Origin of the sequence: Anaerococcus sp. AH8042_DFU013_CI05, from assembly GCF_047936775.1 — a bacterium.
Taxonomy (GTDB): domain Bacteria; phylum Bacillota; class Clostridia; order Tissierellales; family Peptoniphilaceae; genus Anaerococcus.
The window spans coordinates 1,047,965-1,068,864 of the sequence record NZ_CP175954.1 but is presented as its reverse complement, the minus strand read 5'-3'; the positions used below and the strand labels follow the sequence as shown (position 1 = coordinate 1,068,864).

Annotated in this window: 20 protein-coding genes and 2 rRNA genes; 18 read left to right on the top strand and 4 right to left on the bottom strand. The window is 32.5% G+C overall.

The window, feature by feature from the left end:
- Nucleotides 1-140 precede the first annotated feature (140 nt).
- The 15 genes from ACKRLN_RS05550 to ACKRLN_RS05480 all read left to right on the top strand — a co-directional run bounded on the left by ACKRLN_RS05550 (nucleotide 141) and on the right by ACKRLN_RS05480 (nucleotide 15,609).
- A 23S ribosomal RNA gene (locus ACKRLN_RS05550) occupies nucleotides 141-3,351 on the top strand.
- 36 nt (nucleotides 3,352-3,387) lie between these two features.
- Nucleotides 3,388-3,504: ribosomal RNA gene (gene rrf, locus ACKRLN_RS05545) — 5S ribosomal RNA — on the top strand.
- A gap of 298 nt (nucleotides 3,505-3,802) precedes the next feature.
- Complete coding sequence (locus tag ACKRLN_RS05540; RefSeq protein ID WP_416334527.1) at nucleotides 3,803-4,909, top strand: GH25 family lysozyme; 1,107 nt, start codon at nucleotides 3,803-3,805, stop codon at nucleotides 4,907-4,909.
- Nucleotides 4,910-4,923: 14 nt separating this feature from the next.
- Complete coding sequence (locus tag ACKRLN_RS05535; protein ID WP_203128218.1) at nucleotides 4,924-5,148, top strand: YdbC family protein; 225 nt, start codon at nucleotides 4,924-4,926, stop codon at nucleotides 5,146-5,148.
- Between the two features lie 94 nt (nucleotides 5,149-5,242).
- Nucleotides 5,243-6,304 carry a cysteine desulfurase family protein gene (locus ACKRLN_RS05530; RefSeq protein WP_416334526.1) on the top strand — a complete coding sequence of 354 codons (1,062 nt, stop codon included), beginning with the start codon at nucleotides 5,243-5,245 and terminating at the stop codon, nucleotides 6,302-6,304.
- Between the two features lie 110 nt (nucleotides 6,305-6,414).
- Complete coding sequence (locus tag ACKRLN_RS05525; RefSeq protein WP_296143154.1) at nucleotides 6,415-7,089, top strand: ABC transporter ATP-binding protein; 675 nt, start codon at nucleotides 6,415-6,417, stop codon at nucleotides 7,087-7,089.
- Nucleotides 7,076-7,837: a hypothetical protein gene (locus tag ACKRLN_RS05520; RefSeq protein WP_296143152.1), complete on the top strand. Its 762-nt coding sequence runs from the start codon at nucleotides 7,076-7,078 to the stop codon at nucleotides 7,835-7,837. The genes ACKRLN_RS05525 and ACKRLN_RS05520 overlap by 14 nt, the downstream gene beginning before the upstream one ends.
- Nucleotides 7,827-8,738: a hypothetical protein gene (locus ACKRLN_RS05515; protein WP_416334525.1), complete on the top strand. Its 912-nt coding sequence runs from the start codon at nucleotides 7,827-7,829 to the stop codon at nucleotides 8,736-8,738. The genes ACKRLN_RS05520 and ACKRLN_RS05515 overlap by 11 nt, the downstream gene beginning before the upstream one ends.
- Complete coding sequence (locus ACKRLN_RS05510) at nucleotides 8,735-9,415, top strand: response regulator transcription factor (RefSeq protein ID WP_296143148.1); 681 nt, start codon at nucleotides 8,735-8,737, stop codon at nucleotides 9,413-9,415. The genes ACKRLN_RS05515 and ACKRLN_RS05510 overlap by 4 nt, the downstream gene beginning before the upstream one ends.
- On the top strand, nucleotides 9,415-10,599 hold the full coding sequence (locus tag ACKRLN_RS05505) for a sensor histidine kinase (RefSeq protein ID WP_416334524.1): 1,185 nt from the start codon (nucleotides 9,415-9,417) through the stop codon (nucleotides 10,597-10,599). The genes ACKRLN_RS05510 and ACKRLN_RS05505 overlap by 1 nt, the downstream gene beginning before the upstream one ends.
- Nucleotides 10,600-10,638: 39 nt before the next feature.
- Nucleotides 10,639-11,742: a tRNA 2-thiouridine(34) synthase MnmA gene (mnmA, locus tag ACKRLN_RS05500; RefSeq protein ID WP_416334523.1), complete on the top strand. Its 1,104-nt coding sequence runs from the start codon at nucleotides 10,639-10,641 to the stop codon at nucleotides 11,740-11,742.
- 20 nt (nucleotides 11,743-11,762) lie between these two features.
- Nucleotides 11,763-12,677 carry a helix-turn-helix domain-containing protein gene (locus tag ACKRLN_RS05495; RefSeq protein ID WP_416334522.1) on the top strand — a complete coding sequence of 305 codons (915 nt, stop codon included), beginning with the start codon at nucleotides 11,763-11,765 and terminating at the stop codon, nucleotides 12,675-12,677.
- Nucleotides 12,678-12,760: 83 nt separating this feature from the next.
- Nucleotides 12,761-12,895, top strand: coding sequence for a hypothetical protein (locus ACKRLN_RS05490; protein WP_274379873.1), 135 nt, complete (start codon nucleotides 12,761-12,763; stop codon nucleotides 12,893-12,895).
- A gap of 130 nt (nucleotides 12,896-13,025) precedes the next feature.
- Complete coding sequence (locus tag ACKRLN_RS05485) at nucleotides 13,026-14,261, top strand: CAMP factor family pore-forming toxin (protein WP_416334521.1); 1,236 nt, start codon at nucleotides 13,026-13,028, stop codon at nucleotides 14,259-14,261.
- Nucleotides 14,262-14,448: 187 nt separating this feature from the next.
- Nucleotides 14,449-15,609, top strand: coding sequence for a hypothetical protein (locus ACKRLN_RS05480; protein ID WP_416334520.1), 1,161 nt, complete (start codon nucleotides 14,449-14,451; stop codon nucleotides 15,607-15,609).
- Between the two features lie 119 nt (nucleotides 15,610-15,728).
- On the opposite strand, the gene ACKRLN_RS05475 is transcribed toward ACKRLN_RS05480, so the two are convergent.
- From ACKRLN_RS05475 to ACKRLN_RS05460, 4 genes are all read right to left on the bottom strand, one after another.
- Complete coding sequence (locus ACKRLN_RS05475) at nucleotides 15,729-16,133, bottom strand: IS3 family transposase (RefSeq protein ID WP_416334519.1); 405 nt, start codon at nucleotides 16,131-16,133, stop codon at nucleotides 15,729-15,731.
- Complete coding sequence (locus ACKRLN_RS05470; RefSeq protein ID WP_416334518.1) at nucleotides 16,126-16,680, bottom strand: IS3 family transposase; 555 nt, start codon at nucleotides 16,678-16,680, stop codon at nucleotides 16,126-16,128. The genes ACKRLN_RS05475 and ACKRLN_RS05470 overlap by 8 nt, the downstream gene beginning before the upstream one ends.
- Entirely contained in the window at nucleotides 16,602-17,138 is a 537-nt protein-coding gene (locus tag ACKRLN_RS05465; RefSeq protein WP_416334517.1) for a transposase, read from the bottom strand. Before ACKRLN_RS05465 ends, ACKRLN_RS05470 begins: the two co-directional genes overlap by 79 nt.
- Before the next feature lie 67 nt (nucleotides 17,139-17,205).
- Nucleotides 17,206-18,033, bottom strand: a complete 828-nt coding sequence (locus tag ACKRLN_RS05460; protein ID WP_203128239.1) for an exodeoxyribonuclease III — start codon at nucleotides 18,031-18,033, stop codon at nucleotides 17,206-17,208.
- Nucleotides 18,034-18,313: 280 nt separating this feature from the next.
- On the opposite strand from ACKRLN_RS05460, the gene ACKRLN_RS05455 reads away from it, so the two are divergent.
- The 3 genes from ACKRLN_RS05455 (at nucleotide 18,314) to ACKRLN_RS05445 (ending at nucleotide 20,899) form a co-directional block, all read left to right on the top strand.
- Nucleotides 18,314-18,523: a hypothetical protein gene (locus ACKRLN_RS05455; protein ID WP_416334516.1), complete on the top strand. Its 210-nt coding sequence runs from the start codon at nucleotides 18,314-18,316 to the stop codon at nucleotides 18,521-18,523.
- Nucleotides 18,524-18,591: 68 nt separating this feature from the next.
- Complete coding sequence (locus ACKRLN_RS05450) at nucleotides 18,592-19,935, top strand: hypothetical protein (protein WP_416334515.1); 1,344 nt, start codon at nucleotides 18,592-18,594, stop codon at nucleotides 19,933-19,935.
- Between the two features lie 64 nt (nucleotides 19,936-19,999).
- Entirely contained in the window at nucleotides 20,000-20,899 is a 900-nt protein-coding gene (locus ACKRLN_RS05445; protein WP_416334514.1) for an RluA family pseudouridine synthase, read from the top strand.
- Nucleotide 20,900 lies beyond the last annotated feature (1 nt).

The window sequence follows — 20,900 nt, the reverse complement described above, 5'->3', positions numbered from 1 at the left end:
CCGTCAGGATTTCCAAACGCGCGAAGCGGGTTTGCAGAAATCTACGACGTTAATAGTATAGATAAATAATCTGTACATTAGAAAATAAAATGAACCACTCATAAAAATGAGTAAAAAATTAAATAGCAAACAATATTTCCAGTCAAGAAACAAAGGGCTCAAGGTGGATGCCTTGGCACATGAAGACGATGAAGGACGTAAGTGAACGAAAACTAGGGCAAGCTCACAAAAAGCACTGACCCCTAGGTATCCGAATGGGGAAACCCGGCTGTGGAAGACACAGTCATCATAAAGTGAATACATAGCTTTATGAAGTAAGACCCTGCGAACTGAAACATCTAAGTAGCAGGAGGAAAAGAAAGAAAACTCGATTTTCCAAGTAGCGGCGAGCGAAAAGAAAACAGCCCAACCCAATAAGAAATATATTTTTTAGCAGAATCATTTGGGAAGATGAACCAAAGAAAGTGACAGTCTTGTAAGCAAAAGAAAATATATTGTGGGGGCAAGTAGCAGTGAACACGAGAAATTTGCTGTGAAGATAGGGGGCCCATCCCCTAAGGCTAAATACTAACATGTGACCGATAGCGAACAAGTACCGTGAGGGAAAGGTGAAAAGAACCCCGAAAGGGGAGTGAAAAAGAACCTGAAACCTTGAGCCTACAATCAGACAGAGCACAACAGTGTGATGTCGTACCTTTTGTAGAATGGGCCAGCAGTTATCGTACTTAGCAAGGTTAAGTCTTTAAGAGACGGAACCAAAGCGAAAGCGAGTCTTAATAGGGCGAAAGTTAAGTGCGATAGACCCGAAACCGGGTGATCTATCCATGGTCAGAGTGAAGGTGAAGTAAAATTCACTGGAGGCTCGAACCGGGTGCGGTTTAAAACGCATCGGATGAACTGTGGATAGGGGCGAAAAACCAAACGAACCCGGAGATAGCTGGTTCTCCTCGAAATAGCTTTAGGGCTAGCCTATGATTAAAGATTTGCGGAGGTAGAGCACTGACTGGCCTAGGGCGGCTTACCGTACCAAAGCCTATCAAACTCCGAATGCCAAAAAATCAGATCATGGAGTCAGACTTAGAGGGATAAGCTCCTAAGTCGAAAGGGAAACAGCCCAGACCGACAGCTAAGGTCCCAAAATCTGGATTAAGTGGAAAAGGATGTGAACCTACTAAGACAACCAGGACGTTGGCTTAGAAGCAGCCATACATTTAAAGAATGCGTAATAGCTCACTGGTCAAGTGGGTTTGCGCCGAAAATAAACGGGGCTAAAATTCAGTACCGAAGCTTCGGATTGATAGAGAATTTAAATCTATAATATAAAGGAAACCATTAAAAAAGGATAAAGAAAACTAAACTAGACTGAGAAATATTAAAATATACAATCAAGATAAAACGAGTTATCAACTAATTAATTACGCAAAATCACAAGTAAAAGGTAAGTTGGTCTGCACTTTGACAAATCACTCCTCCAAAAGCCGGAGGGGCTAATTTTGAAACAGTGAGACATTTGACCTACTAACAAATCAAAGATTTGAGTTAGGTCAAGATAACTACAAAAATCACTAGATTAAACAGTAAGATATATAAATAAAAAAATATATCAAAGTCTGGAAAAAAAGTATTCTAAAACCGATAAAAAGATGGTTACTTATGTATAGATTTAAATACTCTATCAGTGGTAGAGGAGCATTGTATTAGGGAAGAAGCCCAAGCGAAAGCAGGCGTGGACTTAATACAAGAGAGAATGCTGGCATGAGTAGCGAGAAGGGATGTGAGAATCATCCCCGTCGAAACCCCAAGGACTCCTGAGCAAGGCTCGTCCCCTCAGGGAAAGTCGGGACCTAAGGCGAGGCCAAAAGGCGTAGCCGATGGATAACAGGTTTATATTCCTGTACCGCTTAAAGTCGCTATTAGAGAAGTGATGACGCAAGAGGATAAGCTAAGCTGCCCGATGGATGGCAGTCTAAGCACAAAGGCTGATTAGTAGGCAAATCCGCTAATCAAAAAGCTAATGTGTGATAGGTATCGAAAACATGAGTAGAGAAGTAGCCGATTTCAAATTGCCAAGAAAAGTCACTATCGATGACCAAAGCGCCCGTACCAAAACCGACACAGGTAGGGAGGTAGAGAATACCAAGACGCGCGGAAGAACCTTTGTTAAGGAACTCGGCAAAATGTCCCCGTAACTTCGGGAGAAGGGGAGCCATAGCGATATGGCCACAGAAACCAGGCCCAAGCGACTGTTTACCAAAAACACAAGTTTCTGCAAAATCGTAAGATGAAGTATAGGAGCTGACACCTGCCCGGTGCTGGAAGGTTAAGGGGAAGGCTTAGCGCAAGCGAAGGCTAGAACTTAAGCCCCAGTAAACGGCGGCCGTAACTATAACGGTCCTAAGGTAGCGAAATTCCTTGTCGGGTAAGTTCCGACCCGCACGAAAGGTGTAACGATTTGGGCACTGTCTCAACAAAGGATCCGGTGAAATTGTAGTAGTCGTGAAGATGCGACTTACCCACGCTAGGACGGAAAGACCCCGTGGAGCTTTACTGTAGGCTGATATTGGATTTTGAGATTAGATGTACAGGATAGTTGGGAGGCGAAGACGCGTGTACGCCAGTATGTGCCAAGCCATCCTTGGGATACCAACCTTCTAATATCAGAATTCTAACATTGACCCTTAATCAGGGCAAAGGACATTGTCAGTTGGGCAGTTTGACTGGGGCGGTCGCCTCCTAAAAAGTAACGGAGGCGTTCAAAGGTTCGCTCAGAATGGACGGAAACCATTCGTAGAGTACAAAGGCAAAAGCGAGCTTAACTGCGAGAGATACAGCTCAAGCAGAGTAGAAATACGGACTTAGTGATCCGGTGGCACCGCATGGAAGGGCCATCGCTCAACGGATAAAAGCTACCCCGGGGATAACAGGCTTATCTCCCCCAAGAGTCCACATCGACGGGGAGGTTTGGCACCTCGATGTCGGCTCGTCTCATCCTGGGGCTGAAGTAGGTCCCAAGGGTTGGGCTGTTCGCCCATTAAAGAGGCACGCGAGCTGGGTTCAGAACGTCGTGAGACAGTTCGGTCCCTATCCAGCGTGGGCGTAAGAAATTTGCGAGGACCTGTCCTTAGTACGAGAGGACCGGGATGGACATACCACTGGTGTACCAGTTGTTCCGCCAGGAGCATAGCTGGGTAGCTAAGTATGGAATTGATAAGTACTGAAAGCATCTAAGTACGAAGCAACCCTCAAGATAAGATTTCTAAAAGTACGTAAAGAAAATACGTTTGATAGGTCCAAGGTGTAAGTGCAGCAATGTATTAAGCTAATGGATACTAAACTTTTAATCTTGACTGGAAATATTGATTGCTATTTAAAAGGTTCAAAATATAATATAGTAACGATAGCGTTGGGGATACACCTATATCCATACCGAACATAGAAGTTAAGCCCAACTACGCCGATGGTACTCGGAGGGTGACCTCCCGGTAGAGTAGGAAGTTGCTAAATGATTAAGAGCTAGTCAAATGACTAGTTCTTTTTTGTGCTTACAAAGCCACTATGATAAAACTCATAGTTTAGTTTATCCTATAGATTATGAAGTTTATTAGAAAATAAATTTTAAAGCTTTATACTAGAATTTTTGTTTCATTAATAAATACACCTGTACAAATTCTTTTTGTATGTTCTCTAATTAATATGTATTTTAATGATTACAACATTAGATTTGTAACACCTATAAAAATAATAATATTTGAAATATATCAATATATATCCTATAATAAAGCTATTAATGAAAGGAATATTTATGACTAGTTTTAAATATAAAATTTTGGGCATTAGTTTAGCTTTTTTTGTGCTCAATCCTGCAAGTGTTTTTGCTGCCGAAGTTATTAAGTATGATGATTCTGATTTAGACCAAGTTTTTGTGGATAATGATATTGAATATGATAAAAAAGCAGTTGAAGATCGTAAAGCTGAGTTTTTGTCTAATCCTAATAAGACTGTAGCACCTGATTATGAGGTTGAAAAAGTAATAATTACTGAAGAAATTACTGAAGAAGATGGAGAAATTGAAAAAACTGTGACAACTGAAACACATTTGAAAGATAAAAATCCTGCTCCAATTTATTCTAAAACACCTGTGTATAAAAGAGTGGTGGATATATCCGAGCACCAAAACCCTTCTAATATCAATTATGATAAATTTGCCAGTGACATTGATGGGGCAATACTTAGATCTTCAATAACAGATGCTGAAACTTTAGATATACGTAATGACTATCAAGTAAATAAACATTATAATGAGCTAAATAATCGCAAGGTACCTATTGGATTTTACCACTATTCTCGTGCAGTAAATCCCACAGAAGCTATAAAAGAAGCTAACTTCGTATATCAATTTATAAAAAATAAAAATGTTTTATTGCCTGTTTATATAGACATAGAAGATAATAAAAGACAAGCAAAGGCTGACAAAGGCGCTATTTCTGAAACTGCTGAGGCTTTTGTAACATTTATGCAATCAAAGGGTTATACTAGTGGAATTTATTCTTATCCTTGGTTTGCAGATAAATATTTGACTAGAGATGTAAAAAATAAATATGAATTTTGGATAGCAGATTATGATTCTAAAGACTTTACTTCTTACAATAAATCAGATTTTGCGTCATGGCAGTTTACCAATCAAGCTAGGGTAGATGGATATAATGGAAATGTTGATATGAGTGTGCTTTATAAAGATTATCCATATATGAAAACTGGTATTTCTAAAAAGCCAATGAGTGCTTTAGTGGAGGAAATAATTGCTGGCAAATGGGGAGTTGGAGCTGAAAGGCAAAAAAGACTTGTTTATGCTGGGTATAATTATGATATAATTCAAAAAGCTGTCAATCAAAGATTGGCAAATGCATAAAAAGGAGAATATAAATGGCTGAAATTAAATATGATATCGTTGAGACTCTTGGTGTACTTTCTGACAATGGAAAGGGATGGACCAAGGAATTAAATCTTGTAAGTTGGAACGAACGCGAGCCAAAGTTTGACATCCGTGATTGGAATGAAGATCATACAAGGATGAGAAAAGGCGTAACTCTTACAAATGAAGAAGCAGAAGTGCTTTTTAACGTATTAAGCGAAGAATTTGGAGAATAATAATTAGACCTTAAGAATTGATTTTCTTAAGGTTTTTTATTGTCTAAAGCTTTAAACATCAAGCTTTTGAAGTATATTTAAAAAAGGTGATATAATGATATATTTAGATAATGCAGCAACTGCAATAAAAAGAGAAGAAGTAATAAAATACATACTAGAACACACAAAAGAATTTGACGGAAATCCAGAAAGCACCCATGCAATGGGGAGAAATGCTAAGAAAGTTTTGGAAGATTCACGTAAAAAAATTGCTGATTCAATAGGGGCCAATCCTAAAAATGTCATATTTTTATCTGGGGCTACTGAAGCAAATAATACTGTAATCAATGCCTTTCGTAACAAGGAAATTATTACAAGTGCCATAGAACATGATTCGATTTTAAATAGTATTGCCAAAGAAAATGCTATTTTGCTCAAAGCGGATAAAAATGGGCAAATTTCTGTTGGTGATCTAAAAAGCAAAGTAAATGATAATACAAAACTAGTTGCAATTATGTATGTAAATAACGAAACTGGGACAATCCAGCCGGTAAAAGAAGTTGGAGACTACTTAGCAGATAAAGATATATGGTTTCATATAGATGCGGTCCAAGCTTACGGTCATGTTGATATTAACGTGGATGAATTAAATTGTGATTCACTAGCAATATCAGGCCATAAAATCGGTGGACTTAATGGATTTGGTGCACTTTTCTTAAGAGAAAATATTGATTCTTTTATGAAGGGTGGAGAACAAGAGAAAAATCGTAGAGCAGGCACATCCTTTGTGGCTGGGGCTTACTCAATGGCAGCTTCTTTTCCAAAAATGCTTGCAGAACGTGATCATATAAAAAAACTTAAATCGTATTTTATAGAAAGATTAAAAGAAACAAATATAAATTTTGAAATTAATGGTGATATAGAAAAATCTTCTGCCCATATTTTAAATATTTATTTTCCTGACCAAAAGTCAGATTTCTTGCTTACATATTTAGATATGAATGGCATTTGTGTTTCTGCTGGATCTGCTTGTAGGGCGGGTAGCTTTTTACCAAGCCATGTGATTTCAAATATGTATGATGAAAATCGAGCAGAACATTCGGTAAGATTTTCCTTTGGTTATCAAAATACAAAAGAAGAAATTGATAAAGTTATAGAAGTTTTATCAAATTTATAGAATCAGTCATATTGGCTGATTTTTTTGTGCCATTATTTAAGGAAGATTTAAGATTAGTTTAAGTTTAATCAAATGTTAGTATTTTATAATATCCATAAGGAGGAAGGGAAATGCTAACGATAAAAAACTTAAATAAAAAATTTGATAAAAAAATCATCTACGAAAACTTAGATTTAGAACTAAAAAAAGGAGAAATCTTTGCCCTAATAGGGCCAAATGGTATTGGAAAAACTACCCTTATTCGTATGATGCTAGAACTTGATACGGATTATGAAGGGGAAATTGATAAGGGACAGAATAAAATTTCTTATAGTCCAGAGTCTCCAAATTTTCCAGAAATATTGACAGGTAAAGAATTCTTAGAGCTTGTAAAATATCATCATGGATCAGATGATAATATTGATCAGTTAATGAAAAATGTTGGACTTGATCCGGATAATAAGACTAAAATTATAAATTATTCAAAGGGTATGCTACAAAGATTAGCAGTAGCCCAATCTCTAATTGGAAATCCCGACATAATTCTTTTGGATGAGCCATCAAGTGGTTTAGATTTTTTTGGACAAATGGCTATGCAAGATTTGATAAAAGGCTTAAAGACTTCAGACAAGGCAATACTATTAAACTCTCATTTGCTATATGATGTTGGAAAAATTGCAGATAGGGGAGTAATTATTATGGGTCCTAATAATTTCAAAAAGTTTTCTAAAGAGGATTTTAAGGAAAAATCACTGGCTCAGATATTTTTAGACTTTGCAAAGGAGATTGGCTATGAACCTCACTAAACTACATATAAAGGAAAATTTAAGTAAATCTTCATTTATTATTTTTGCTGTAATTGGATTAATAATTACATTTTTAGCTAGAGGGATGGAAGTTACTGCACCAGGAGTAAATACTAGTGGAGATTTTGGAAAATTCGGTGTCCAATGGACGATAATTAGCTTAATATCTGCCCTTGCCTGTGTAACATTAACAACTGGTAGTCTTAAAAAATATTTAAAAACTGACTTGCCAGATATACTAAAAGTGCATGGGCTAAGTTTAAATAGGCAAATTAATCAAATATTTAAGGCTGATGTAATTATAAGCATGATGATGGGTGCCCTGCTTTTAATAGGAATGCTTGTAAATATTATTATAGAAAGACCTAAAATTAGCCTAATAGGATTATTAATGGCTATTCTAATTTACCTTTTAACAATATTTGTTGTAAATTTGATAATGGGAATATTAAACCTAATATTTAATTCTGCGGCAGCATCATTGTTTGGAATATTTTTTGTAATTGTGGGTGCATTGAAAGGCATATTAACTTTTGTTTTGGAAATGCAAGGCGGACTATTTGCTGACATTTTGGTCAAAGTTTTATATATTTTCCCACCAATAAATGAATTTGGTAAAATTGCTCGCGATTTATTTTTAGGAGATTTTAATAATTTTGCATTAGTCGGTCAATGTTTGTTCTATGTTTGGATTTTGATTGGCTTATATTATCTAGTAAAGAGATGGAGGGTGGGAGATGAAAAATAAAATTATTTATTTTATTATTGGGCTAATATTAATTATATTTAATTACCAAAATCGTATTACAACTATTGATAATACTACCTTGCATTTGATTGAAGATGTAAATAATTATGATACAGAAAAATTATGGCCAGGATTTGAGAATAAGGACTATATGAAAGATATTAGGTATAATTCTAGCAAAGAGTTTAGGTATGATAAGGGAAATATTACTTTTAAAACTCCTGATCAACCAGTAGTGAGTATTGAAGCCTTAAAAGATGATAATGTTCCATTAATAAAAGCTGTTCCATTTGAAAAATTTAGAGACATTGCCGACCAAACTGGTTCATCAAGTGCAAATGTAGAAGCAAAATATAAGTCAGTAATAATCCATGAATCATTCCACTGCTTTCAAATGGAACATAGACTAAGTGAAGTAGCAGATATTAGTGATAATATTGATACAGAAGACCCAGATTATGAAAAATTTGTAGAAACTTGCAAAAAATTAAATCAAGATGATACATATAAAAAACTCTGGGAAGATGAATATAGATCTTTGCTATATTTATATGAAAATAATGATGCAAGCAAGTATAAAGAAGCTAAGAGCAAACGATTTTCATATGTAAAATCAAATTTTCCTGATGAATTTGATTATTTCAAAGAACTAGTTAGCTATAAAGAATTTATAGAAGGTAGTGCCAGATTTGTAGAGGAAAAATATATGGTAGACCTTTTAAATGACCCATATATCAATTATGAAGATAGGATTTTTTATAGTATTGATACTTCCTTATATTCAGAAGGGTCATTAAAGGCAAAGATACTCGATAAATATTATCCACAATGGAAAGAAAATATAGATTTTTCTAGGAATAATAATTTTGATAAGATGTTTAAAAAAGGAAATATTTTGTGAATGAAAAAATTTTAGTAGTCGATGACAATGATGAAATACGTGATATAGTTAGCCTCTATCTTAAAAATAGCAACTTTGAAGTTTATGAAGCTAAAAATGGAAAAGAGGCTTTGGATTTTTTAAAAAATAATAAAATTTCTTTGATGATTCTAGACATTATGATGCCAGAAGTAGATGGGATAGAGGTTTTAAAAGCTATTGGCAATGACAGAGATTTTCCTATAATATTTCTATCAGCAAAATCTAGTGTAAAAGATAAAATAGAAGGTCTATACCTTGGAGCGGATGATTATTTAGCAAAACCCTTTGACCCAGGAGAACTGGTGGCAAGGGTTATTGCACTTTTAAGAAGAAGTAATCGAAAGTTAGATAATAATATAGTAAAAATAGGAAATCTAAGTTGGGATAAGGACAAAAGACTTGTTTACAAAGATGATAATCTTTTGACTTTACGATCTAAAGAATATGAATTACTTACTTTGTTTATGACAACCCCTGGCAAGGTATTTACCAAGCAGGAAATTTACGAAAATCTTTGGCAGGAGTATTATTTCGAAGATGACAATACAATTATGGTTCATATATCAAATCTTAGAGAAAAAATAGAAGATAATTCAAAAAGTCCAGCAAAAATAATCACCATAAGGGGATTGGGCTATATGCTTAGGAAAGAATAATGAATACAAAAAAGAATATTTTTAAAAATACTATCATTTTTATATTAGTTTTTTTACTATCTACAATCATATTTTTTGCAAGTCTATTAAAGATTTTAGATGGAGGTCGTTTTGAAAATTTATTTGGTGAATATATGCCCGTATCTGATAATATTGATGAAAGTGAATTAGATTGGGAAAAAATCGCGGAGCTTGGAGGATCAGCATTTGTAGTAGATGGAAATAAGGTAATAAGATCTTATAATAAAAAATATAATAAAGAGTACAGCTATTCTCAGTTACTTGATTTTACTACGTTATATGAGGGGAATCAAAATACTTTTGTTTTCGATACCTATGATGGTAACAAATTATTTCTAAATTATCCAAGTGAAAAAGTTTCAACCATCATAAATTTTGATCTTAATAAGGGAGAAAGCTCACTTAAGAGTAACTTAATAGTTTTAATATTTATAATTATTGGTGCCTATATTTTAATAATATATTTGATAGTCCGTTGGCTCTCATATAAAATCAACAATGAATTGCTAGAAATACATAAAAAACAGGAAAAAGATAAGGATCTTTTATTTAAGGGTATAGCCCATGATGTAAAAACACCTTTGTCAGTGATATTATCTTATAGCAGGGCCATGGATGAAGATATAATTGCAAGTGATAAAAGAGAAGAATATTTAAAAACTATAGGAAGAAATGCAGAAGTTTTAAATCAAAGAGTAGATGAACTTCTAGAATTTTCAAGCCTTGATAGCTTTCATGTTAATAAAGAAAATAAAGATATTTTGGAACTTGTAAGAAGATACGTTGGAGATAATTACTCATATTTTTTAGATAATAATGCAAGTGTAGAAATACTTTTCGACGAAAATGATAAATATTTTGTCCGCGTGGATGAAAAATTATTTCAAAGAGTACTTCAAAATTTATTACAAAATTCAATAGACCATAATAAAGAAAATGTTGTAATTTCAATTGATTTTATAGATGATAAACTTATCATAAAGGATAATGGTAGGGGCATAGACCCTAAAAATATAGAAAATATTTTTGACCCACTTTTTACCGAAGATTCTAGTCGCCAGGGAGAAAAACTTCGTGGCATGGGTTTATCAAATGTTAAAAAAATTTGTGAGCTTCATAATTGGCAAGTTTACTATAAAAATGGCTTTGTAATCAGCTTTTAAAATAGTATAGTATTTTTCTGATATATAGGGAGGGTGCTAATGAAAGATAAAAAAGATACAAAAGTAGTAGTAGGTATCAGCGGCGGAGTAGATTCCTCAGTTGCAGCCCTGCTTTTAAAAGAAGAAGGCTATGATGTAGTCGGAATATTTATGAAAAACTGGGATGATACAGATGAAAATGGAGTGTGCACTGCAGAAGAAGATTTCGAAGATGCAGTAGCCATTGCAAATCAAATCGGTATTCCGTATTATTCGATAAATTTTGAAAAAGAATATTATGATAGAGTATTTACCTACTTTTTAGATGAATATAAAAAAGGAAGAACTCCAAATCCTGATATAATGTGCAATAAGGAAATAAAATTTAAGGCATTTTTAGATTATGCTAAAAATCTAGGAGCTGATTATGTAGCAACAGGCCACTATGCCAGAGTAGATAGATCTGGGGATGAAACAGTGATGCTACGTGGACTTGATAATAACAAAGACCAAACTTACTTTTTAAGTCAATTATCCCAAGATCAAATTAAAGATGTATTATTCCCAGTAGGAGAATTACAAAAATCTGAAGTAAGAGAGATAGCAAAAAAACACAATCTTGCAACAGCAAATAAAAAAGACTCCACAGGAATTTGTTTTATTGGAGAACGCGATTTTAATGAATTTTTAAGCAACTACATGCCAGCCCAACCGGGCGATATTGTTGATACAGACGGAAATGTTTTAGGAAAACACGATGGACTAATGTATCATACAATTGGTCAAAGACGTGGACTTGGTATCGGCGGAGATGGTGCAGCATGGTTTGTATGCGGCAAAGATTTAGAAAAAAATGAGCTTATAGTTTGCCAAGGAGCAGAAAATCCACTTTTATTTTCAAATAAGCTTTATGCTAGCGAATTTTCCACCTTTACAGACAAAAAAATCCCAACAGAGTTTGACTGCACAGCCAAATTTAGATATCGCCAAAAAGATATCAATGCCCATGTAAAAGTTTTAGATGACAATCATGTAGAAGTGACATATGATGATACAAAGGCAGTAACTCCTGGCCAAGCTGCAGTATTTTATATAGATGAAGTATGTATAGGATCTGCAATAATTGATGAAGTATATAATGGGGAAACTAAGCTAAAAGTTTAATTTTTTAGGAAGATTGATTTATGATAATAGACAATGATTACAGCTTTATTGGCTCAGATATCAGAAAAATTAGAGAATCAAAGGGTATTACTCGTAAGGAAATAGCAGAAAATCTTTATATTTCCGAGGAGACCATAAGGAGAATTGAAAAGGGTGATAATGACCCTAGAATATCTACTTTAGTGCCTATTTGTAACTATCTTGGTATTGATATCAAGGATTTTATAAATGATACAGAGTTTGAATACAAAAATTTATTATCATTAAGAAAAGAAATTGGAGACTTGTTAAATAATGATTCTATGGATAAAGCTAAGACACTTATAAAAAGTCTAGATAATTTTGATTTTTCTAAAAATATAGCTTATGAAAGAGAGCTCTATGCTACAAAACACTATTTTAATGGCTTGATAGGTATTAAAAATAATGCAAAGCTAGATAATTCCTCTGATGATCTTGAAAACGCTTTGTCAGATTTGAATTCTAGATTTAAAGTTAATAAGTTTAAGAATTATAAATACGATGATTTTTCGCTTAGAATTTTATTGGCGCTTGCCTTAAATGAATACAAAAAAGGAAATTTTGATTTATATAAGGATATCATGGCCGAAATGTCTGGCTATGTAAATTCTTCTATAGAAAATTATTTTGTATTTTGCTATAATCTGGCGGTCTTTTATGCAAGAATTGGAAAATATGAGCAATCTTTAAATGTATGCAACCAAGCTATAGGATCTGCAAAAATTGTAAAAGAAACAACATATTTAAATATGCTTTATTATGCAAAGGGGATTAATCATTTATACTTGCACGAATACGATAGGGCAAAAGAAAGTTTTGAATACTGTAAAGTTCTAACAAATATATTTGCATCAGATATTATAAAATCTAGTTTGTCGAATCAAATAGATAGTTTACTAGTAAAAAATAATTAATATAAAAAATAGGAATCCACACAAATGTGTATTTAAATCATTTATTATATATGCTACCATGTAATCAACAAGGAGGTAGTAATATGAAAAAAATTAAAAAAGCAATCGTTGTCGCATTTTTATTAATGCTAACATTTAACCTTAATCTAAATAAGAGCAATCTAGTCGCACTTGGTAGCCTTGACGAACACATAATCGATATATTTTACCTAGCATAAAAATTAGTATTGTAAATTAAGGCATATAGAAAGATGATTTATAGATAGAAGCTTAGAGATAAAATTATTTCGTTTACCTCCTTAGTAAATAGCTTCTATCTTAAGAAAACGCATATTGTAAGGAGATATTATGGAAAAAAATAAACTATTAGTTGGCGCATTATCAATTACCCTACTCACAAATACAATTTTACCAGCAACAAATATTGCTACAAAATTAAATACACCAATTACAAGTGTAGCATATGCAGCAAGCGATTCAAATGAATCAGGCGAAGCTATTGAAAAAATTAATTACTTAAAAGAAATAATTACTAGCATAGAAAATATAAATGGTGGCCTTGAAGGCAATCAATTAAACTGGTTAAAAGAATTAAATCATGCTGCTGAGCTAATGACAAAAATTGTAAAAAGTGGAATAAATAGTGCATCTGAATTAAGAGATAAAATTATCCCAAGAATTGACTTACTAATAAATGTAGCAGAAACAATTACAGCTGATGCAACAGAGTTAGCTGATAGTGAACAACAAGCTCATATAATAGTTGGATTTTCAGTAACTCGCGCTATACTTAAAGCAACAGATTTATTTGAAAATGCAGAGGGACTTAAGAAAGCATCAGAAGACTTGACTGCATCTCTTGAAAAGGCTCGCCAAGTTCCAAAACTAACTGAAAATTCAAAAAGAACTCACTACACTTTACAAAAACTAGATAAAGCAATTGCAAATGCTAAGAGAATAAGAAATAAAGAACTTAAAAATAAACTTGATCCAGCAGAACTAGCGGATGTAGATTTATTAATCAAAGAAGCACAAGAAGTAAGAAGAAATCCATCTGCAAAAGTATCTGAAGTAAATTCAATAACAGAAAAATTAAATTCAAAAATTGATGAAGCTATAAAAGCTATCCCAGAGGGAGAAAGAGCTGCAAACAAGGTTCAAAAAAGAGGTCTTGAAAAAGATATCCAAGCAGCTAAAAATCTTCGCGATTCTAGTTTAAAAGGAAAAGTTGACTTTAGTGTAATCAGAGAATTAAACAGAGAAATTACTCTAGCAACTAGAGTTTTAAATAGCACAAAATCTACACTAAATGAAGTAGAAGCAGCTGATCAAGCGATTGTAGCAGCTATGAATAATGCACTTTCAAAAGTAGAAGAAACAGAAACAAAAGATGAAGAAATCCCAACTGAAGAAATTACTCCAGAAGTAGAAGAAAATACAGATGACATAATCGAAGATGAAACTTCTGATGATTTAGAATCTGAAACTGAAGAAGAAACAGAAGAAGAATCTACTGAAAAAGTGGATGAAGAAATAGCAGATGAAACAAATGAAAGTGAAGCTGAGATAGTAGAAGCAGAGTAATAAAAACCAATCTTTCCTCATAAAAGAATATATATAAATTGATATACAAAACTGGTATACACAAAAAACCTCCTTAAACAATGAAAGGAGGTTTTTGTGTATAAATTTAAAAATAGAAAATTAATAAAAAAATTAACACGGTCTTAATATCAGATTTGTTAATATAAAAATACAAAAGGAGGTATATATGAAAAAATTAGCAACCTTAGCACTAGCTATGCTTGTAATTCCAAGTGTGAATTCATTTGCTGTTGGTGAAAATGAAAAAACGATTGATACTAATCAAAAAATGGAAATGAAAACTGAAACAAAAGAAGAAAAACAAAATCAAATGGACCGTTATGAAGTAATTGAGGTTTTTGATGATACAGTTACTTTAAGATTTATTGAAACATTAAATGGTAATCAAATTCCAACATACAATGGAGCAGAATTTAATGTAGCAAAAGAAAAATTTGCTGATAAGGATATAAAAGTAGGGGATATATATAAAATCACCCACGATGACATAGTCATGCCATCTAACCCAGCACAATTTGGCCAAATTTTCTCAATAGAGAAAGATGTTTCATCAAACAGCGAAGATAAAAACGCAAAAGAAGAAAAAGTTACACAAGAATTTGTTGTAGAAAAAGTAAATGAAGATGGATATACCATTTATGATTTGAATAACAAAGATAATAAATACATGATTAGCAAAAAAGATGCTAAAAATATGGATTTATTAGAGGGAGATACTATTGAAATTACTCATAATGGAGTAATTATGGAATCTAATCCAGCTCAATTTAATAAAATATTTGATATTAAAAAACTTCACAGCGATCATAAAGATGATGAAAAAGAAGATAGCAAAGAAGAAAAAATAACCGAAGTTTTTCTAGTAGATGAAGTAAATGAAGGTGGATATACAATTTCACCAAAAGAAAACAAAGATAATAAATATTCTATCAGCAAAGAAGATACAAAAGGCATGGATTTAGCAGTTGGGGACAAATTAGAAATAACCCACACAGGTCTTGCAACAAAATCAATCCCAGCTCAATTTGTAGGCGATATTGAAATACGCAAAGTGGATAATAAATCAGATGTAGATTTGCCAAGTGATGATAAAGATATGGCAGATAAAAACGATAAGTCAGATATTAAAAAAGAAAACGATATTAAGTCAAATAAGAAAAAAGAAATAGATAATGAAAAAATGGATACAATAAAAAAAGATGACAGTACATCTATAAAAAATAAAGTCGCTGGAGCTAATCCAAAAACTGGTGTCCTTTCATCAGTAGGGCTGATTGGATCAAGTGCAGTAGCAATTGCTATGGCAAAAAAAATTAGAAACTATTAAAAATAAACCCTTGTGTTAATTCTAAGGTGACCCCAAAAAGTTGGACTTAACATCAGACATAGATATATATTTATGTCTGATGTTTTTGTTTGTACTTTCCCCTAGGGGAAAGTCGATTTCTAAGCTGCATTCTTTTTTCTATATTCTACTGGTGATAAGTATCCTAATTTTTCTTTTATTCTTTCTTCGTTGTAATATTTTATATACACATCTATAGCTTGTTTTAATTGTTCATAGGTTTTGTAAGTTTGACCATAATACATTTCTTGTTTTAATATTCCAAAGAAGTTTTCCATTGGAGCATTATCTAAGCAATTGCCTTTTCTTGACATACTTTGGGTTATTCCATATTCTTTAAGTATTTTTGTGTATTGTTTTACCTGATATCCCCATCCTTGATCTGAATGAAATATTCTTTCTTTACAGTCTCTTGTTATCTCGATTGCTTCTTTTAGTGGAGTTAAAATCGCCTGCATTGTTGGTCTCTTACTTACGGAATATGATATTACCTCACCGTTATACATATCTAGAAATGCATTTAAGTACAAGTTTACCTATTCTAGTATTAGATTTGTCATCAGTAGTGTAATATTTAAATTCTGATGTATCTGTTGTTATCTTTTGATGGGGTAATGGTGATTTAAAATTACGTTTTATTAAGTTATCTGATAACTTTCCTATATGTCCTTTATATGATGAATACTTAGATTTTCTTCCAAAGCTTTTAACCTGTAGTTTTAACTTTTGTACTAATCTTTGTACTTTCTTTTTGTTTATGAGTATTCCTTGATTTCTTAATTGTCCATATATCCTACGATAACCATAGTTTTTATGATTAGCTCTAATATTTAATATTTTTTCTTCTAAATCAGCATCTTTGTTAGTTCTATCGAATCTTTTTTGCCAATACATGTATGTTGATTTTGGGAAGTTAAATTTACTTAGTAAATCTTTCAATTTGTATGTTGGTCTAAGTTCGTCTATTATTCTAGCTATTTCTTCTTTTTGAGTTTGCCCCTTTGTCTCAATTCTTTCTTTTTTTTTAAGAAATCTACTTCCATTTGTAGCCAATATACTTGATCTTCTAGTTCTTTGATTCTATCTTGTTCTTCTTTTGTATATTCTTTATCTTTTGATTTACTAGCTGTTTTATATTTTTTAGTCATATTTGAAGGCCTTCCTAGTTTTTTGGGTTCTAGTCCTTCAATTCCATGCTTTCTATATTTGCCAACCCAAGTACATATCATCGATGGATTTGTAATACCTAAATTGTTGGCTAAGTCTTGATAGGACCATTCTTCTGTTAAATACAACTTTACTGCATTTCTTTTAAATTCTACAGAGTATGATTGTTTTTTTCTAGATCTTTTTAAACCATCGTAACCGAGTGTTTGATATGCATTGACCCGAACTCTTATTAATTTGTTATCAGGGATATTAAATATCTTAGCTATGGACTCATAACTTTCGTTACCTTCTAAGTATCTTTCAACTACTTTATATTTAAATTCTGTACTATATTTTGCCATAAAAAACTGACCTCCTTAAGTTGGTTGGTCCAACTTTAAGGGGTCAGTTCATTCACAAGGGTTATATTTATATATTAATTTCTAAAACTATTGGGGTATGGTCTTGGCGTTTGCCAGAGTCAATCATATCTGAGCGGCTAACATTATCTTTTATTCTATCGCTTACTAAAAAGTAATCAATTCTCCAGCCAGAATTATTGATTTTGCTTGTTTTTACTCTTTGTGCCCACCAGGTGTATTTACCTTCTACATCCCCGTGTAGGTATCTAAATGTATCTGTAAATCCACGGCTAAGTATATAAGTAAAACCTTCACGTTCTTCATCGGTAAATCCTGCAGACATATGATTATTTTCTGGGTGAGCTAGGTCGATTTCTTCATGGGCCACGTTAAAATCTCCCGCTGCAATTACAGGTTTTTCCTTATCTAGTTTTACAATATAGTCAGAATATTTTCTATCCCATTTTTGCCTATCAGAAAGTCTTTTTAATTCTCCACCTGCATTTGGTGTATAAACTTGGGTAAAATAAAAATCATCAAATTCTAAAGTAACCATTCTTCCCTCAAGATCCATTGGTTCTGGAGCTTCGATAAACGGAAAATTGCTATTGCAATCCAATTCTTTTTTATAAAGAGTCATGCATCCTGCATAGGATTTACGTGCACCTTCTGCAGAATTTACATGGACATAATTATAGTCTGGAAAAAATTCTTCGAGTTTTTCTTTGTGCTTTTTAGAAAGCCCTGTTTGAGGTAATTTTGTTTCTTGAAGAGCTATCACATCAGGGTCTTCTTTTTTTATAGTTTCAAAAACTTCACGTGTCATAACTGCTCTGTTTGAATCACTAGTTAGAGCAGCATTTAGTGAGTCTATATTCCATGAAATAAATTTCAAATTAATCTCCTTTACTTGGGTCTATTTATAAAGTCATTATAAAATTTAATACCCTTTATTGCAAGGAGAAAAAAGTTTTAATATTATTTTTTTAATTGATCATATAATATGAACAGGAAATATTTGGCATGTTAAAACTTTTAAGGAGTTATTTATGGAAAGAACACATGGCGTTGAAGTAATATCTGACATTTATGATTATCTAAAAAAATTTAACTATATCATAGAGGAAATGTAAGATAAAGCCGAACCAGATAATGTTGCATCAGTATTTAGGCAAATGATTTTTGAATACCATTACATACTTTCACAAGATTTTGAAGATATAAAATTGGGGTTGGTAGAACCAATAGGAGATAACAAAATTATAGTTCACGTCTTAGTTGTGCTTAACGGAGACTATGTAGAGAAAAAATTCTTATTTGCAGGAAATGATGTTAAAAATCACACAGACATTACGGGAAAAGTATATAAATCAAAGCACTTTTAAGTGCTTTTTTTTATTTAAAATATCAATAAATTGGGTAATATATATAAAAGAATATTAAGGAGGATTTTATGAAAAATAAAATACTAGCATTAGGACTTAGTTTTACATTTTTATTTGCAATAAGTCCTAACACATACGCAAGCGAATCAGCAAATCCGAAACAAGAAGTAAATCAAGAAAATCAAAATGAAGAACATAGTTATGTTTTTAATGTAACTAATATTAGCGAAAATCAAGTAACTCTTTCCTATGCTGGAGAAATAAGAAACGATGCTCGTGAAATAACTATGGATGATAATTACAATAACCTTGTCCTTAGCCAAGATTTATTTGCTGAGGATGTAAGTTTAAAAGATGAATATCAAATCAAAACAACAAAAAATATTCATGAATTAAACAAGGATAATATTAAAAAAGAAGATTTAGAATTAATTCAAAAATACGAAAAACCAGTGAATATGCCAGTAGATCAACTTCCTGAAAATACTGATACAATTGAAGTAGAAGTAGGAGAAGTTTTTGCAAATGACCCTATAAATAAGGCAGCAAATGTATTTGAAGTAGGCAATAAAGATAATCTATACTCAATAAGCTTTGATGACTTAAGAGATGAAAATCCAAAAGTAGGAGATAAGTACAAAATTTATTGGGATGGCATTATCATGGAGTCATATCCAGGACAATTTGGTGAAATCTATAGAGTAGAAAAACTAGAAAGTAAGCCAGCAGAAAATTGGGACACAAGAGAATTTGAACTAGTTGAAATACGTGACACAAAAGATGGCAAAGAAGCAGTTCTTAAAGATTTAAAATTTAATAAAAAAACTTATTGGACATATCTGGATAAATTAAAAGATGAAAATGCCCAAGTTGGAGATAGATATTTAATCACCTTCAATGATAAGGGTGATGATGATATGACCCAAATACAAAAAGTTGAAAAATGGATGAAAAAGGAAGATCCAAAATCAGAAATAAATTATGATGAGCTTAACAAAGTGATTGATGAAGCATCAAAGATTGTATTGGGAGATCAAACATACACAAAAGAAAGTGCAGAGCATTTTCAAAATACATTTACTGATGCTAAAAATCTATTAAAAAAGCCAGATGCTAGTCAAGAAGAAGTAGATGAGGCTGCAAAAAAAGTAAGAAATGCAATTGATGGTCTTACAGAAGAAAAAGAACAAGCAGCACCAACAAAACCAGAAGACAAATCAAAATCAAACAAAAGCGATGAAAACACAAAAAATAAAAAAGAAAATACAAAAGCTGCTGGTGTAGAAGAGCCAAAAGAAGATAAAAAATCAGTATTTGGAAACCCAAGCACTGGTATCACTTCTATAGCTCCAATAGCAGTAACTGCTATCCTTGCTGGTGTAGGTTATGCTGCAAGTAAGAAAAATAAATAAGTAAACTAAAATGCAGGTAATTGCCTGCATTTTTTTGTGCAAAAATCTATGCTATAATAAAATTATGAAACTAGAAGCATTTGAAAATATTAGAATTGATAAATATATTTCCGATGAATTTGAAGAAATTCCTAGGGAAAAAATAAAAACATTTATCAAGGATGAAAAAATAAAAGTAAATGACAAAAAAATAAAACCAAGCTATAAATTAGAAATCGATGATGAGATTTATATAGATGATGAACTTTTTGAAGTCCCAGAAATAAAGCCTGAAGAAATGGATTTAAAAATAGTCTATGAAAATGAAGACTTTGCAATAATTGATAAGGATGAGGATGTCATAGTCCACCCAGCAGGCTCGATAATAACGGGTACTTTGGTAAATGCTTTGCTCTATAAGTACGGTTATGATGGACTTTCTCACATAGGTGGCGATGACAGACCAGGGATAGTTCATAGACTTGATAAGGATACAACAGGCCTAATGGTGATTGCAAAAAATAATGATTCTTACAAATATTTAAAAACTCTTTTTGAAACCAGAAAAGTAGATAAGGAGTATCTAGCCATTGTCCACGGTAATTTTGAGCAAAAAAAAGGCAGAATAGAGAACTTTATGGATAGGGATCCCAATAATCGTAGGAAAATGGCAGTGACTTCTAGTGGACGAGTTGCTATTAGTGAATATGAAGTTTTAAAAGAAGTGCAAGGATACTCACTTGTCAAAATTCATATAATCACCGGCCGAACTCATCAGATAAGGGTCCATATGACTGATATTAATCACCCCCTTGTTGGAGATCCGGTTTATGGTAATGTCAAAACCAATTTTAATTTAGACCACCAATTGCTACACTGCACTTATTTAGGATTTACAGATAAAAATGGAGAGTATTTAAGTTTTACTAAAAAGCCTCATAAAACTTTTTTAAAATATCAAAATATCTTAAGACTTGGAGAATAAA

Excerpts from the sequence above, each read along its gene's own strand:
- ACKRLN_RS05490 (WP_274379873.1), top strand. The coding sequence starts at position 12,761 with ATGAAAAAAATTAAAAAAGCAATCGTTGTCGCATTTTTATTAATGCTA.
- ACKRLN_RS05450 (WP_416334515.1), top strand. The coding sequence starts at position 18,592 with ATGAAAAATAAAATACTAGCATTAGGACTTAGTTTTACATTTTTATTT.
- ACKRLN_RS05465 (WP_416334517.1), bottom strand. The coding sequence starts at position 17,138 with ATGGCAAAATATAGTACAGAATTTAAATATAAAGTAGTTGAAAGATAC.
- ACKRLN_RS05495 (WP_416334522.1), top strand. The coding sequence starts at position 11,763 with ATGATAATAGACAATGATTACAGCTTTATTGGCTCAGATATCAGAAAA.
- ACKRLN_RS05530 (WP_416334526.1), top strand. The coding sequence starts at position 5,243 with ATGATATATTTAGATAATGCAGCAACTGCAATAAAAAGAGAAGAAGTA.
- ACKRLN_RS05475 (WP_416334519.1), bottom strand. The coding sequence starts at position 16,133 with ATGTATAACGGTGAGGTAATATCATATTCCGTAAGTAAGAGACCAACA.
- ACKRLN_RS05455 (WP_416334516.1), top strand. The coding sequence starts at position 18,314 with ATGATTTTTGAATACCATTACATACTTTCACAAGATTTTGAAGATATA.
- ACKRLN_RS05515 (WP_416334525.1), top strand. The coding sequence starts at position 7,827 with ATGAAAAATAAAATTATTTATTTTATTATTGGGCTAATATTAATTATA.
- ACKRLN_RS05535 (WP_203128218.1), top strand. The coding sequence starts at position 4,924 with ATGGCTGAAATTAAATATGATATCGTTGAGACTCTTGGTGTACTTTCT.
- ACKRLN_RS05485 (WP_416334521.1), top strand. The coding sequence starts at position 13,026 with ATGGAAAAAAATAAACTATTAGTTGGCGCATTATCAATTACCCTACTC.
- ACKRLN_RS05525 (WP_296143154.1), top strand. The coding sequence starts at position 6,415 with ATGCTAACGATAAAAAACTTAAATAAAAAATTTGATAAAAAAATCATC.
- ACKRLN_RS05445 (WP_416334514.1), top strand. The coding sequence starts at position 20,000 with ATGAAACTAGAAGCATTTGAAAATATTAGAATTGATAAATATATTTCC.
- ACKRLN_RS05505 (WP_416334524.1), top strand. The coding sequence starts at position 9,415 with ATGAATACAAAAAAGAATATTTTTAAAAATACTATCATTTTTATATTA.
- ACKRLN_RS05520 (WP_296143152.1), top strand. The coding sequence starts at position 7,076 with ATGAACCTCACTAAACTACATATAAAGGAAAATTTAAGTAAATCTTCA.
- ACKRLN_RS05480 (WP_416334520.1), top strand. The coding sequence starts at position 14,449 with ATGAAAAAATTAGCAACCTTAGCACTAGCTATGCTTGTAATTCCAAGT.
- mnmA (WP_416334523.1), top strand. The coding sequence starts at position 10,639 with ATGAAAGATAAAAAAGATACAAAAGTAGTAGTAGGTATCAGCGGCGGA.
- ACKRLN_RS05540 (WP_416334527.1), top strand. The coding sequence starts at position 3,803 with ATGACTAGTTTTAAATATAAAATTTTGGGCATTAGTTTAGCTTTTTTT.